Genomic DNA, 12,901 nt, shown 5'->3' with positions numbered 1-12,901 from the left:
GGATGGATTTGGTTCCCTCCGAGGCCGATGGGCGACGCCCACGGCTTCGGAGGCTGGTGAAACATACAACACGAAAAATGGGCGCTGGGCCGCCCCTAGCCCATTTTTCTCCTTTTAGTCCAACGGGAAAAAGTACACCGAGCGACAGCGAGGGACTTTTTCACGGGAGACTATCTAATCGTGACGGCTGCTGGTGCGCCGATGATAGCGGCGGCGATAATGGGACGGGCTGGTCCATTCGTCGCCGCCAGCACTGGTGCCGTCGTCATCGTCGCGCCGCCGCCCGGTGAAATTCAAGGCACCGATCAAAAGAAGCGGCGGCAGAACGACAATAACGATCCGACCGATCATGTTGAGGAACGTCATCCGGTCGGTCTCGATGACGATAGTGTTTTTGCAATCGTAGCGTTGCTGAAAGGTTCCCGAACAATCGTTCATCCGTTCCCGTACCGAGAGGGAACTGTGATTTTCAACGTCGCCGGTGGGAATTGTCAGGAACTGGCTCCACACCGCCCACGCCATCCACGCGCCGCAAATGGCGTAGAGACCGATTTGGCGGGCGGAGAATCGGCTCACCTCTGGCCTCCGTTCTCCAACCGCAGCAGGGCCGCCTTGGTCTCGGTTCCGTCGATGCCGGAATAGCCGCCCAGGCTGCCGTTGGCGCCAAGGACGCGATGGCAGGGAACGATGATCGGGATGGGGTTACGCCCGCATGCCCCGCCAACCGCGCGCGGGCTGCTGCCAAGCGCCGTAGCGATCTCTCCATAGGTGCGGGTCTCGCCGAACGGAATCGCCGTCAGCGCGGCCCAGACGCGCTTTTGGAACGCTGTGCCCTCGGCGGCCAGCGGTAGGTCAAAGCCGGTGCGAAGCCGACCGTCGAAATACGCTTCCAATTGGTCGCGGGCGCGCAGCAGCAGCGGTGTTTCTTCCGCTTCGGGCAGCCAGCCCCAATCAAGCGCGACAATCGCGCCGTCCTGTTCGAATAGCGCCAGCGGGCCGACGGGCGAGGTAAACGACAAATGAGCCATATCAACAGAGTAACTCAAACCGGCGTTGCCCCGAAAGACTCCTTTTCGATTGGGTTCCAAGGGCACTGCCCGCGGCGGGTGTGGGCAGAGCCCACAAAATTCAGGATCGCAGGATTTGCTCCAGCGCGGATTCGTCCTCGACCGGGGCAAGACAGACCGGACCCTGGCAAACCAGGGCCTGGGCCGTGCCGTGCCGCCGTTGGCGGATCAGCACCAGCGGGCTCAAGCCCGAGGTCACGGCGCAACGCACCATGCGGGTGCAGGCTTCATCGTCGGCCGGACCGGAAATCGTCACCTTCAGCGGCCGCTCGAGCAGAGCGGCGGCGTCGAGAAACACCGCCATCGACGAACCATGATCGGGCAGGGCGGCGGAGAAGGCCGCCAGCACTGCTTCGGCCCGCTCGCGCCACACCGCTTCGCCGCTGACCAGATGCATCAGCGCCAGGGTTTCGGCCATCGCCCCATTGCCGGAAGGGACGACGGAATCGAAAAAGGGCTTGGCCCGCACCGGCACGTCGGCGGCATCGTCGGCCGAGAGGAAATAGCCGCCGCCAGCCTTGTCCCAATGATGACGATGAGCGCTATCGAGCCAAATCCGCGCCTGATCGAGAAAAGCGACCTCGCCCCCATCGGCATAGAGCGCGATCGCCGCGGCGGCCAGATGGGCGTAATCGTCGATCACCCCGACCGGACCGACCCGACCGGCGCACCAGACATGGGCGAGGCGGCCGCCGGGCAAGGCCGACCGGGCGACAATTGTGGCAAAGGCGGTCCGGGCCGCCTCGCTCCAATCCGGCCGCTCGAAGGCCAGCCCGGCCTCGGCCAGGGCGCGGATCGTCAGTCCGTTCCAGTCGGTCAGAATCTTGTCGTCGCAGGCGGGGCGGGGGCGGGTGGCGCGGTGGGCTAGCAGCAGCGATTTGGCTTCGTCCAGGCCGCTCTCGTCACCGCTGCCGTGGAGGTGGTTGCGGTGAAGGATCGAGCGGCCCTCCCAATTGCCGCCGTGCCTCACGTCGTACAGGGTGAGGAAGCGGGCGGCGAGGGCAGGGGGCAGCGCTTGCTCGATCTCCTCGGCACTCCAGGTATAGAACGCGCCTTCGCTGCCCTCGCTGTCGGCGTCGAGGGCAGCGGTGAACCCGCCGCTCTCGTCGCTCATCTCGCGTCCGAGCCAGCCAATCGCCTCGCTCACCGCGAGGCGATAGAGCGGGCTGCCGGTGCGCCGCCACACTTCGGTCAGCAGCCCGATCAATTGGGCGTTGTCGTACAGCATCTTTTCGAAATGAGGGACGATCCAGGCGGCATCGGTGGCATAGCGCATGAACCCGCCGCCCAGTTGGTCGCAGATCCCGCCCCGGCACAGGCAATCCAGCGTCAGGATCACCTGTTGCCCCAGGCGGGGATCGGCTCCGGCCAGGGACGAGCGCCACAAAAAGCGCAGCAAGGCCGGTTGGGGGAATTTTGGTGCCGAGCCAAAGCCGCCATGGACCGGATCGGCCAGTCGCAACATCGCTTCGGCGATTTCGCGTCCTTGGCCGGAAACGATTCCGTCTCCGCCGGGAGAGAGCGCCAACGGAGCCAGGGCGGCCCGCATCCGCTCGGCCTGAGTGGTAATCGCGCTGTCGTCGCGGCTCCAGGCGGCGGCGATCCCGTCCAGCACCTCGGCGAAGGAGGGGCGGCCATAGCGCCGCTCGGGCGGGAAGTAGGTGCCACCCCAGAACGGCACCGTGTCCGGGGTCAGGAACAGTGTCAGCGGCCATCCCCCCGGCTGACCCATCATCGCCAGGGCATGCTGATAGACCGTGTCGAGATCGGGCCGTTCCTCGCGATCGACCTTGATCGCGACGAAGCAATCGTTGATCCGGGCGGCGATGGCGGGATCGCGAAAGCTCTCGTCGGCCATCACATGGCACCAATGGCAGGCGGAATAGCCGACCGACAGCATGATCGGCCGATTGAGGCGTTTGGCCTCGGTTAGGGCTTCGCTGCCCCAGACCTGCCACGCCACCGGATCGGCGGCATGGTGGAGCAGGTAGGGGCTGGTCTCGTTGGCGAGGCGGTTGACCGGCATGTCCTGCTCTCCTTACACGGCGTCTCTGGTGGCGACGGTCCCGGTTTCCCATCTGGAGATCGCGGGGCCGTGATTGCGCCATTTCGGCACTAGGCTTAGTTTGGGTGCCGGGCCGCTGGCGACAAGAGCGGTCCTCCCCTGCGACCCCGCCAGATCGGAGCCAGCATGAAGATCACCGTCGATTTGGACTGCACCCCGGAAGAATTGCGCAGCTTTCTCGGTCTGCCTGATGTCAGGCCGATGCAGCAGGCGATGATGAGCCAGATTCAAGAGCGGATGGAATCCAGCCTCAACGCCGTCGATCCGGAAACGATGTTCAAGGTCTGGCTTCCGGCCGGGGTTCAGGGGATGGAGCAATTGCAAAAGCTGTTCTGGTCGCATTTTGCCACCTCTGGCGGCCGACCCAAGGAGACCTGATCCGTGACCTCGTCCGTTGATTCCGAGCTTTATTTCCGTCTTCACGTTTTTGTCTGCACCAATCAGCGTCCCCCCGATGCCGCCCGCCCCGGCTGCGGCGCCCACAAATCCGACGCCGCCCGCGATCATTTGAAGACCCGGGCCAAGGCGCTGGGGCTGAAGGACGTCCGGGTCAACAGTGCTGGCTGTCTCGGCCGCTGCGAATTGGGGCCGCTGCTGGTGGTCTATCCCGACGGGGTGTGGTACCGCTTCGACACCCTTGCCGACATCGACGAGATTTTGGAAACCCATCTCGGCCGGGGCGGTCGGGTCGAGCGTCTGCTGCTCCCGCCCGACGCCCACCCCGTCCTGACGGCGTAATCCGCGCGATGGCCGATACGATTTATGCCCTTGCCAGCGGAACCGGACGCGCCGGGATCGCGGTGTGGCGGCTGTCGGGGCAGGGCAGCGCCGACGCTCTTCTCGCCCTGACTGGCCGACCCTTGCCGCCGCCACGCCGTGCCGTCCGGGCGGTGCTGACCGACCGCGATGGCGAGCCGATCGACGACGGTCTGGCCCTGTGGTTTCCCGCCCCGGCCAGTTTTACCGGCGAGGATGTCGTCGAGCTTCATCTTCATGGCGGCCGCGCCGTGGCCCAAGGGCTGGGGCGGGCGCTGTCCGGATTGGGGCTGCGTCCGGCCGAACCGGGCGAGTTCAGTCGCCGCGCCTTTGCCAACGGCAAGATCGACCTGACCCATGCCGAGGCGATTGCCGATCTGGTCGCCGCCGAAACCGCGGCGCAGCGCCGTCAGGCGTTGCGGCAGATGGACGGCGCGCTGGCCGCGCTGATCGAGGAGTGGCGGCGACGGCTGGTGTCGATCCTGGCCCGGCTGGAGGCGGCGATCGACTTCGCCGAGGAAGACCTTCCCCCCTCTCTGATCACGCTAACCCAGACCGAGGCGGCGGCGTTGGCCGCCGACCTTGCCGCCCATCTCGCCGATGATCGCCGGGGCGAAATCCTGCGCGACGGGCTGCATATTACTCTGCTGGGAGCCCCTAACGCCGGGAAGTCCAGTCTGCTCAACCGGCTGGCCGGGCGCGAGGCGGCGATCGTTTCGGCCGAAGCGGGGACGACGCGGGACGTGATCGAGGTTCATCTCGATCTCGGTGGCTGGCCCGCGATCCTGGCCGACACCGCCGGTCTGCGCGAGGCCGAAGGCCAGATCGAGGCGGAGGGGGTGCGCCGTGCCCTGGCCCGGGCCGGAATGGCCGACCTGAAACTGGCGGTGTTTGATGCTGCCCTGGTTCCGGTTCTGGACGAAGCGACCCGCGAGGTGATAGACGATTCGACCCTGGTGGTGCTGAACAAGCGCGATCTTGCTGCCGCCCCTCTCCCCGATCGCGTTGCCGGGCGTCCGGCGGTCGCAGTGTCGGCCAAAACCGGCGACGGTCTTGACCAGCTTGTTGGCTGGATCGAGGGGGAATTGCAGCAGCGATTCGCGGTTGGATCGGCTCCGGTGCTGACCCGAGCCCGGCATCGGGCGGCGGCCGAAGCGGCCTTTGTCGCTCTGTCCGGCTTTGATCCTTCGGTCGATCTTGGCCTTGCCGCCGAATCGCTGCGGGCAGCGGCAACCGCTTTGGGCCGGATCACCGGCCGGGTTGAGACCGATGAGGTGCTGGGCGCGATCTTCGCCGAGTTCTGCATCGGCAAGTAATTTGGATCAGAAAGGTGTGTTTCACGTGAAACAGACGCTCGAACGGGGCCGGGTCGATGTCGTGGTGATCGGCGCCGGTCACGCCGGATGTGAGGCCGCTGCCGCCGCGGCGCGGGTTGGGGCGACAACAATTCTGGTGACCCAGCGTCTCGCCACCATCGGTGAGATGTCGTGCAATCCGGCGATTGGCGGGCTGGCCAAGGGTCAGTTGGTGCGCGAAATCGATGCCCTGGATGGGGTGATGGGACGGGTGATCGACCGCGCCGGGATTCAATTCCGGATGCTCAATCAGGCGAAGGGACCGGCGGTGCGCGGTCCTCGTGCCCAGGCCGACCGTGCCCTGTATCGCAAGGCAATGCGCGCGGTGCTGGACGAGGTCGCCGGGCTGACCCTGCTCGAAGGCTCGGTCGAGGATCTGATCGTCGAGCAGGGCAGGGTGGTCGGGGTCACGCTGGCCGACGGCCAGGACATCGCCTGCGGTGCGGTGGTGATCACCACCGGAACCTTTCTGCGCGGAATGATCCATGTCGGCCCCAAGACCTGGCCCGCTGGTCGCGTCGGCGAGTCTCCCGCACTGGGACTGGCGGCGGCGTTGGAGCGGCTGAAGCTGCCGCTGGGGCGGCTGAAGACCGGGACTCCGGCCCGGCTGGACGGGCGGACGATTGATTGGGCGTCGCTCGAGATGCAGGCGGGAGACACGCCGCCCCGGCCGTTTTCCTTCCTGACCGAGGCGATCACCACCCCGCAGATTAGCTGCGGCATCACCGCGACGACGCCCCAGACCCACGCGATCATCCGCGACAATCTCGACCGCGCCCCGATCTATTCCGGCCAGATCACCGGAACCGGGCCGCGCTATTGCCCCAGTATCGAGGACAAGGTGATCCGCTTTGCCGACCGCGAGCGGCATCAGATTTTCCTCGAACCCGAAGGTCTCGACGACCCGACCATCTATCCCAACGGCATTTCAACCTCACTGCCCGAGGATGTGCAAAAGGCGATGATCGCCAGCATTCCCGGTCTGGAGCGCTGCGTGATGCTGCGCCCCGGTTATGCGATCGAGTACGATTACGTCGATCCCCGCGCGCTGCTCCGTTCGCTGGAACTGCGCGACGTGCCGGGCCTGTATCTGGCCGGACAGATCAACGGCACCACCGGCTATGAGGAGGCGGGGGCGCAGGGGCTGATCGCCGGGATCAATGCCGCCCGCGCCTGCGGCGGGCAGGAACCGCTGATCCTTGACCGCGCCGACGCCTATATCGGGGTGATGATCGACGATCTGGTCAGTCTCGGCACCAGCGAACCCTATCGGATGTTCACCTCGCGGGCCGAATATCGCCTGCTGCTGCGGGCCGACAATGCCGACCAGCGCCTGACCCCCAAGGGTCTCGCGGCAGGCTGCGTCGGCTCGATCCGGGCCGAGGCGTTTGCCGCCCGCTTCAAAGCGCTGGAGCAGGGCAGGGTGCTGTTGAAGGGTCTGTCGGCCTCGCCGACTCTGCTGGCCCGGGCGGGGCTGGAGATCAACCAGGACGGAGTGATCCGCTCGGCCTGGGATCTGCTGGCCTATCCCACTCTCGATCTGGACCGGCTGGCCGGGGTATGGCCCGAACTGGCCGACCTCGATCCTGGGTTGGCCGAAGTGCTGGAATCCGAGGGAACCTATGCCGGTTATGTCGAGCGGCAGGAGGCCGACATCCGGGCCTATCGCCGGGAAGAGGCGATGGAGCTGCCTGCCGACCTTGATTACGATGCGATCGGCTCGCTCTCGACCGAGGTGCGGACCAAGCTGAAAGCGGCCCGGCCCGCCAGTCTGGCGGCGGCGGCGCGGATTTCCGGCGTCACTCCGGCGGCGGTGACGGCGTTGCTGGGTCATGTCAAGCGCCAGACCGCCGAGAGGAAAAGCGCATGAGTGACCCTCGCAAGGCCCTGGCCGGGCTCGGCGTTTCACGTGAAACAATCGGGCGGCTGGAGATTTACGCCGGACTGCTGACCCGCTGGCAGGCACGGATCAATCTGGTCGGGCCGGACACGCTGCCCGATCTGTGGACCCGCCACATTCTCGATTCGGCCCAGCTTTGGCCGCTGTTGCCGCCCGAGGCCCGCCGTCTCGCCGATCTCGGCAGCGGGGCCGGATTCCCCGGTCTGGTGCTGGCCATCCTTGGCGCGCCCGACGTCCATCTGGTCGAGAGCGACGCCCGCAAATGCGCCTTCCTGCGCGAGGCGGCCCGCCTGACCGGAACAACGGTGACGATTCTGAACCGCCGGATCGAGCAGGTGGAGCCGCTGGGCGCCGACATCGTCACCGCCCGCGCCCTGGCTCCGCTGTCGCGATTGCTCGACTGGGCCGCGCCCCACCTCGGCCCCGGCGGGCAATGCCTGTTTCTCAAGGGGCGGGGAGCGGAAGACGAATTGACCGCGACTGCGAAAGAATGGAAGATCGGCCACCGCCGGATTAGGTCGCTGACCGATCCGGAGGGGGTTGTCCTTCAGCTTCGAGAGGTATGCCGTGGCTCAGCCCAGCACTAGCAGCGCCGTCACCCCGACGGCGCGGGTCATCGCCATCGCCAACCAGAAGGGCGGAGTGGGCAAGACCACCACCGCGATCAATCTGGCGACGGCGTTGGCGGCGACACGGCGCAACGTCCTGATTATCGATCTCGATCCCCAGGGAAACGCCAGCACCGGGCTGGGCATCGACCGGGCGTCGCGCGCGACCAACATCTATCACGTCCTGATGGGCGAGGCTTCGCTGAGCGATACCGCGATCACCACCGACATTCCCGGTCTGACCGTGGTGCCGTCGGGGGTCGATCTGTCGGGGGCCGAGATCGAACTGATTGATTTCGACCGGCGCGAACACCGGCTGCGCGACGCGCTGGCCGGATCGCTCGAATCGTTCGATTACGTCCTGATCGATTGCCCGCCCTCGCTGAACCTGCTGACGCTGAACGCCCTGGTCGGGGCCGACGCGGTGCTGGTGCCGCTGCAATGCGAGTTTTTCGCGCTGGAAGGCATCAGCCATCTGGTCAAGACGATTGAGCGGGTGCGTCAGGCGTTCAATCCCGGTCTGGTGCTCCAGGGCATCATCCTGACGATGTTCGACAAACGCAATAATCTGTCCGATCAGGTCGCCGCCGATGTCCGCGACTTTTTCGGCGACAAAGTCTACAACACCGTGATCCCGCGCAATGTCCGGGTGTCCGAGGCTCCCAGCCATGGCAAGCCGGTGCTGCTGTACGATATGAAATGCAGTGGCTCCGAGGCTTATCTGCATCTGGCTTCGGAAGTGTTGAAACGCGAGCGGGATTTGAGGACGTAAGAATCGTGGCCGAGGAAAGAAAAAAGGGTCTGGGGCGCGGTCTGTCCGCTCTGCTGGGGGACAATGCCGCCACCGCCGTCGCCGCGGTCAATACCGCCGTCGCCGCCGGGGCAGAGGTTGCCGCGTCGGCAATCGGTCTGCGCACGATTCCGGTCGAGTGGCTCCAGCCGGGGCGGTTCCAGCCGCGCCGCCATTTCGACGAGGATCAGATTGCCGATCTGGTCGAATCGATCCGCGACAAAGGGATTCTCCAGCCGCTGCTGGTCCGCCCGCTGCCCGACCATCCCGGCCGTTTCGAGATCATCGCCGGTGAGCGGCGTTGGCGCGCCGCCCAGCGGGCGCGGCTGCACGAGGTTCCGGCCATCGTCAGCGAGCTTTCCGACCGCGAGGCGCTGGAAGTCGCCCTGGTCGAGAATTTGCAGCGTCAGGATCTGTCGGCGCTCGAAGAGGCCGACGGCTATCGCCGCCTGATGGAGGAATTCTCCCACACCCAGGAAGAACTGGCCAAGGCGGTCGGCAAAAGCCGCTCGCACGTTGCCAACATGATCCGGCTGCTGGCGCTGCCCGAACCGGTGCGGGCGTTGCTGGAGAAGGGCGAATTGACGGCGGGTCATGCCCGCGCTCTGCTGACCGCCGACGATCCGGTCGGACTGGCGCACGAAGTGGTGTCCAAGGGCTTGAACGTCCGCCAGACCGAAAAACTGGTGGCCAGCCAGAACAAGCCCAAATCCACCGCCGCCGGTCGGCCGGTCGAGGGCGGTAAGGACGCCGATCTGGTCGCGCTGGAACGCGATCTGACCGAAATGTTGGGCTGCCGTGTCGCGATGAAGCCGCTGGGCAAGGGGGGCGAACTGACGATCGCCTATGGCTCGCTCGAACAATTGGACGATCTGCTGTCGCGTCTGGCCCGTCGCCCCGACCGGTCGTGCGAAAGCGAGAGCGAGGGCGAACCGTTCTTTGGTTAAGATCGGTAGCGGGACTGTTCAGACCGGGCCACTCTTTGTAAAATGGTCTGTCCGACCGATGAGGGACAAGTCCGATGAGGCCGAGCGAGAGCACCGCACCGCTTGACGCATTGCTGGCGAACCTGCCCGACGACGTGGTGAAGTCTTTCACCCCGGAGCAGAGGGCCGCGCTGTGGAATGCGGCCAAGCCGATCAGTTGGCGTTATCACCCGATCAACATCCGGCTGTCTTTCCCGTTTTTTGGCGGCCGCCATTTCATCACGATTGTCGGCGGCCACGAACGCCGCGCCCCCGAGCGGGTCAAGCGCGAACGGTCGCGACACCCGATCCGGACGGTGGGCAATCTGCTGTTCATGCTGGGAGTGGGCGGTGCGTTCTATCTGTTCGCCGTTCTCGGCATCTTTCTTTTCTCCAACCTGATCGAGTTTTGAGATTTCCATGACGTCTTGTCCCTGCGGCTCCGGACGGAGCTATGACACCTGCTGCGAGCCCTTCATCACCGGCGCGGCGCTGCCGCCCACTGCCGAAGCGTTGATGCGCTCGCGCTACAGCGCTTTCACGGTCCAGGCGATCGATTATCTGGAACAGACCCTGGCGCCCGACCGTAAAAATCCGTTCAATCGCGCCGAGACCGAGAAATGGGCGCGCGAGTCCGAATGGCAGGGCCTCGATATCCTGGGCACCGAAGCCGGTGGGCCGGACGATCAGGAGGGCAGGGTGGCCTTTCGCGCCCGCTTCCATTTCGACGGCAAGGACGAGGTTCATCTCGAACTGTCGCGGTTCCGCCGGATCGACGGACGCTGGCTCTATGTCGATGGCGACGTCGGCAAGGTGATGCCGGTAACCCGCCATAACGATCTGCCCGGCCGCAACGATCCCTGTTCCTGCGGATCGGGCAAGAAGTTCAAGAAGTGCTGCGGCGCTTGATGGCGGTTTAGTCGGGTCCAAAGCCGTTCTGGTGCGGTCTTTGGAAATTCAGACAGGCAGGCGGACCCCCGTTTCATGAGCCGAACCCTTGATGTTTCTCTCCGGCCTCAATCCGAGGCTCCTCGTCCCGTGATCGCGGTCGATCGCGCCATCGCCGAATTACGGCGGGGCCAGATCGTCACGATCGTCGATCAGGGACGGTCCGTCGCGCTGCTTGCCGCCGAAGCGGTGGCCGAGGACAGTCTGGCCCGGCTGTCGGCGCTATCTGCCACGGCGCCGGTGGTGGTGCTGACCGGCCGCCGCCTTGGCGCGCTGGGGTTGGCGGAATCGGAAACCGGGGTGGCGCGATTGGTCTCCCCAACAGGTTTCGATGCCGAAACGATATCGATCCTGGCCAATCCGTGCGCCGAAATCGAACCGGGAACCAGCCTGGGCGACTTTACCGTCACGCCGGGCGGGGTGGTGGAAGAAGCCTGCATCGCTTTGACGAAACTGGCCAGACTCCTCCCCGCATCGGTGATCGTTTCGCTGTCGCAGCCATTGGGAGACGACGTCGTTTGCGTCGAGTCCGCCGCTATCTTGCGCCACCAGACCGCCGTCGCCCGCTCGCTCAGCCCGGTGGCGGAGGCGCGGGTGCCGCTTGAACAGGCGGAAAACGTCCGGATCATTGCCTTTCGTCCCTCGGACGGCGGAATCGAACACCTCGCCATCGTGATCGGCGAACCCGATCCCGATCAGGCGGTGTTGTGCCGGTTGCATTCCGAATGCTTCACCGGTGATCTGCTGGGATCGTTGCGCTGTGATTGCGGCGACCAGTTGCGCGGCGCGATCGGCGAGATCGCCGCCGCCGGCAGCGGGGTTTTGCTCTATCTCGCCCAGGAGGGGCGGGGGATCGGACTGGTCAACAAGCTGCGCGCCTATCAGCTTCAAGATGCCGGGTTCGACACGCTCGACGCCAATCTTCAGCTCGGCTTCGACGATGACGAGCGGATCTATCTCCCCGCCGCGCAGATGCTCGATCTGCTCGGCATCCACCGGGTCCGGCTGATGACCAACAACCCGGCCAAGGTCGCGGCCCTGGCTCGCCACGGCATCGCCGTCGCCGAGCGTGTTCCGCACATCTTCCCCTCCAACGACCATAATCAGGGCTATCTGCTGACCAAGGCGACCCGCAGCGGGCATCTGTTTTAGCGACGGCGGGCGGGACGAAGTCCGATCTTGCAACGGTTCTGGCCGACCGTTACGCTGACCCCACCGAAATTCGTGTGTTTTATCGAGGTATCACAGTGCTTGAGGGCCAGCGGGTTCTGCTGATCGTCTCGGGCGGCATTGCCGCCTACAAGTCTCTCGACCTGATCCGCCGCCTGAAAGAGCGCGGCGCGCGGGTTCGTTGCGTGCTGACGAAGGGAGCGGAAAACTTCGTCACGCCCCTGTCGGTCGCAGCACTATCGGGCGAGCCGGTTCGGACCGAGATGTTCTCGGCCGCCGACGAAAGCGAGATGGATCATATCCGTCTGACCCGGGAGTCCGATCTGGTGGTGGTGGCTCCGGCCACCGCTCATTTGCTGGCGCGGATGGCGGGTGGTCTCGCCGACGATCTGGCCACCACTCTGCTGCTGGCGACCTCGGTTCCGGTGCTGGTGGCCCCCTCGATGAACACCCGGATGTGGGAGCATCCTGCCACCCAGGCCAATATCGCGACGCTGGAAGCGCGCGGGATCCACCGGATCGGCCCCAATGCGGGCGATCTGGCCTGCGGCGAGACCGGCGGCGGGCGGATGGCCGAGTCGGCCGAGATTCTGGCCCGGATCGAGGCGATTTTAGGCAGCGGTCCGCTGGCCGGACGTCATGCCATCGTCACCTCGGGACCGACGATCGAACCGATCGACCCGGTCCGCTATATCTCCAACCGCTCGTCGGGGCGTCAGGGCCATGCGATCGCCGCCGCCTTGGCCGAATTGGGGGCCGAGGTCACCTTGATCAGCGGTCCGGTCGCCCTGGCTGATCCGGCCGGGTGTCGGGTGGTCCGGGTCGAAAGCGCGATGCAGATGCTGAACGCGGCGCGGTCGGCCCTGCCTGCCGATATCGCCGTCTGCACCGCCGCCGTCGCCGATTGGTCGGTGGTCAATCGCAGCACGGAAAAGCGCAAGAAAAAGATCGGCGAAGCGCCGCCGGTGATCGAACTTGGCCCCAATCCCGACATTCTGGCGACGTTGTCGCGGGCCGAGACCGCGCGGCCGCGTCTGGTGATCGGCTTTGCCGCCGAAACCCAGGCCTTGATCGAAAACGCCCGGGACAAGCGGCAGCGCAAGGGCTGTGACTGGATTGTCGCCAACGACGTGTCGGAGGGAAGCGAATCGTTTGGCGGTGAATCCAACACCGTCTATCTGATCGACGAGACCGGGGTCGAGGACTGGCCCCGGATGAGCAAGCTCGAAATCGCCCGCCGTCTCGCCCGCCGCATCGCCACGGTTTTTGCCAGCTAG

The 12,901-nt window shown here is 65.6% G+C and carries 14 protein-coding genes; 11 read left to right on the top strand and 3 right to left on the bottom strand.

The window, feature by feature from the left end:
- Positions 1-174 precede the first annotated feature (174 nt).
- The 3 genes from BLW40_RS02780 to BLW40_RS02770 form a co-directional block, all read right to left on the bottom strand.
- Positions 175-576: a hypothetical protein gene (locus BLW40_RS02780; RefSeq protein WP_244511026.1), complete on the bottom strand. Its 402-nt coding sequence runs from the start codon at positions 574-576 to the stop codon at positions 175-177.
- Positions 573-1,028 (bottom strand): methylated-DNA--[protein]-cysteine S-methyltransferase, encoded by a 456-nt coding sequence (locus tag BLW40_RS02775; RefSeq protein ID WP_074765337.1) that lies wholly within the window; start codon positions 1,026-1,028, stop codon positions 573-575. The genes BLW40_RS02780 and BLW40_RS02775 overlap by 4 nt, the downstream gene beginning before the upstream one ends.
- Positions 1,029-1,128: 100 nt before the next feature.
- Complete coding sequence (locus BLW40_RS02770; RefSeq protein WP_074765335.1) at positions 1,129-3,093, bottom strand: thioredoxin domain-containing protein; 1,965 nt, start codon at positions 3,091-3,093, stop codon at positions 1,129-1,131.
- A 165-nt stretch (positions 3,094-3,258) separates the two neighbouring features.
- On the opposite strand from BLW40_RS02770, the gene BLW40_RS02765 reads away from it, so the two are divergent.
- From BLW40_RS02765 to coaBC, 11 genes are all read left to right on the top strand, one after another.
- A complete protein-coding gene (locus BLW40_RS02765) occupies positions 3,259-3,510 on the top strand; it encodes a DUF6489 family protein (RefSeq protein WP_074765333.1) in 252 nt (83 codons plus the stop codon).
- 3 nt (positions 3,511-3,513) lie between these two features.
- A complete protein-coding gene (locus tag BLW40_RS02760; RefSeq protein WP_074765331.1) occupies positions 3,514-3,870 on the top strand; it encodes a (2Fe-2S) ferredoxin domain-containing protein in 357 nt (118 codons plus the stop codon).
- 8 nt (positions 3,871-3,878) lie between these two features.
- Complete coding sequence (mnmE, locus tag BLW40_RS02755) at positions 3,879-5,204, top strand: tRNA uridine-5-carboxymethylaminomethyl(34) synthesis GTPase MnmE (RefSeq protein ID WP_074765329.1); 1,326 nt, start codon at positions 3,879-3,881, stop codon at positions 5,202-5,204.
- 25 nt (positions 5,205-5,229) lie between these two features.
- On the top strand, positions 5,230-7,113 hold the full coding sequence (gene mnmG, locus BLW40_RS02750; protein WP_074765778.1) for a tRNA uridine-5-carboxymethylaminomethyl(34) synthesis enzyme MnmG: 1,884 nt from the start codon (positions 5,230-5,232) through the stop codon (positions 7,111-7,113).
- Positions 7,110-7,730: a 16S rRNA (guanine(527)-N(7))-methyltransferase RsmG gene (gene rsmG, locus BLW40_RS02745; RefSeq protein WP_074765328.1), complete on the top strand. Its 621-nt coding sequence runs from the start codon at positions 7,110-7,112 to the stop codon at positions 7,728-7,730. The genes mnmG and rsmG overlap by 4 nt, the downstream gene beginning before the upstream one ends.
- A complete protein-coding gene (locus tag BLW40_RS02740) occupies positions 7,711-8,523 on the top strand; it encodes a ParA family protein (RefSeq protein ID WP_139305465.1) in 813 nt (270 codons plus the stop codon). Before rsmG ends, BLW40_RS02740 begins: the two co-directional genes overlap by 20 nt.
- Before the next feature lie 5 nt (positions 8,524-8,528).
- Positions 8,529-9,488 carry a ParB/RepB/Spo0J family partition protein gene (locus tag BLW40_RS02735; RefSeq protein ID WP_074765324.1) on the top strand — a complete coding sequence of 320 codons (960 nt, stop codon included), beginning with the start codon at positions 8,529-8,531 and terminating at the stop codon, positions 9,486-9,488.
- A 74-nt stretch (positions 9,489-9,562) separates the two neighbouring features.
- The gene (locus BLW40_RS02730) at positions 9,563-9,919 is read left to right on the top strand and encodes a hypothetical protein (RefSeq protein WP_074765322.1); all 357 of its coding nucleotides are present in this window, start codon (positions 9,563-9,565) and stop codon (positions 9,917-9,919) included.
- 7 nt (positions 9,920-9,926) lie between these two features.
- Positions 9,927-10,415: a YchJ family protein gene (locus tag BLW40_RS02725; RefSeq protein WP_074765320.1), complete on the top strand. Its 489-nt coding sequence runs from the start codon at positions 9,927-9,929 to the stop codon at positions 10,413-10,415.
- Between the two features lie 75 nt (positions 10,416-10,490).
- On the top strand, positions 10,491-11,606 hold the full coding sequence (ribA, locus tag BLW40_RS02720) for a GTP cyclohydrolase II (RefSeq protein WP_074765318.1): 1,116 nt from the start codon (positions 10,491-10,493) through the stop codon (positions 11,604-11,606).
- 95 nt (positions 11,607-11,701) lie between these two features.
- Complete coding sequence (gene coaBC / locus BLW40_RS02715) at positions 11,702-12,901, top strand: bifunctional phosphopantothenoylcysteine decarboxylase/phosphopantothenate--cysteine ligase CoaBC (RefSeq protein ID WP_074765316.1); 1,200 nt, start codon at positions 11,702-11,704, stop codon at positions 12,899-12,901.

This window comes from Magnetospirillum fulvum, from assembly GCF_900108475.1.
Lineage (GTDB): Bacteria > Pseudomonadota > Alphaproteobacteria > Rhodospirillales > Magnetospirillaceae > Phaeospirillum > Phaeospirillum fulvum_A.
The sequence above is the reverse complement of the archived record's forward strand: the minus strand, read 5'-3'. Positions and strand labels throughout refer to the sequence as shown.

Coding starts and splice junctions, on each gene's coding strand:
- BLW40_RS02775 (WP_074765337.1), bottom strand. CDS start 1,028: ATGGCTCATTTGTCGTTTACCTCGCCCGTCGGCCCGCTGGCGCTATTC.
- BLW40_RS02725 (WP_074765320.1), top strand. CDS start 9,927: ATGACGTCTTGTCCCTGCGGCTCCGGACGGAGCTATGACACCTGCTGC.
- BLW40_RS02730 (WP_074765322.1), top strand. CDS start 9,563: ATGAGGCCGAGCGAGAGCACCGCACCGCTTGACGCATTGCTGGCGAAC.
- mnmE (WP_074765329.1), top strand. CDS start 3,879: ATGGCCGATACGATTTATGCCCTTGCCAGCGGAACCGGACGCGCCGGG.
- ribA (WP_074765318.1), top strand. CDS start 10,491: ATGAGCCGAACCCTTGATGTTTCTCTCCGGCCTCAATCCGAGGCTCCT.
- BLW40_RS02770 (WP_074765335.1), bottom strand. CDS start 3,093: ATGCCGGTCAACCGCCTCGCCAACGAGACCAGCCCCTACCTGCTCCAC.
- rsmG (WP_074765328.1), top strand. CDS start 7,110: ATGAGTGACCCTCGCAAGGCCCTGGCCGGGCTCGGCGTTTCACGTGAA.
- BLW40_RS02765 (WP_074765333.1), top strand. CDS start 3,259: ATGAAGATCACCGTCGATTTGGACTGCACCCCGGAAGAATTGCGCAGC.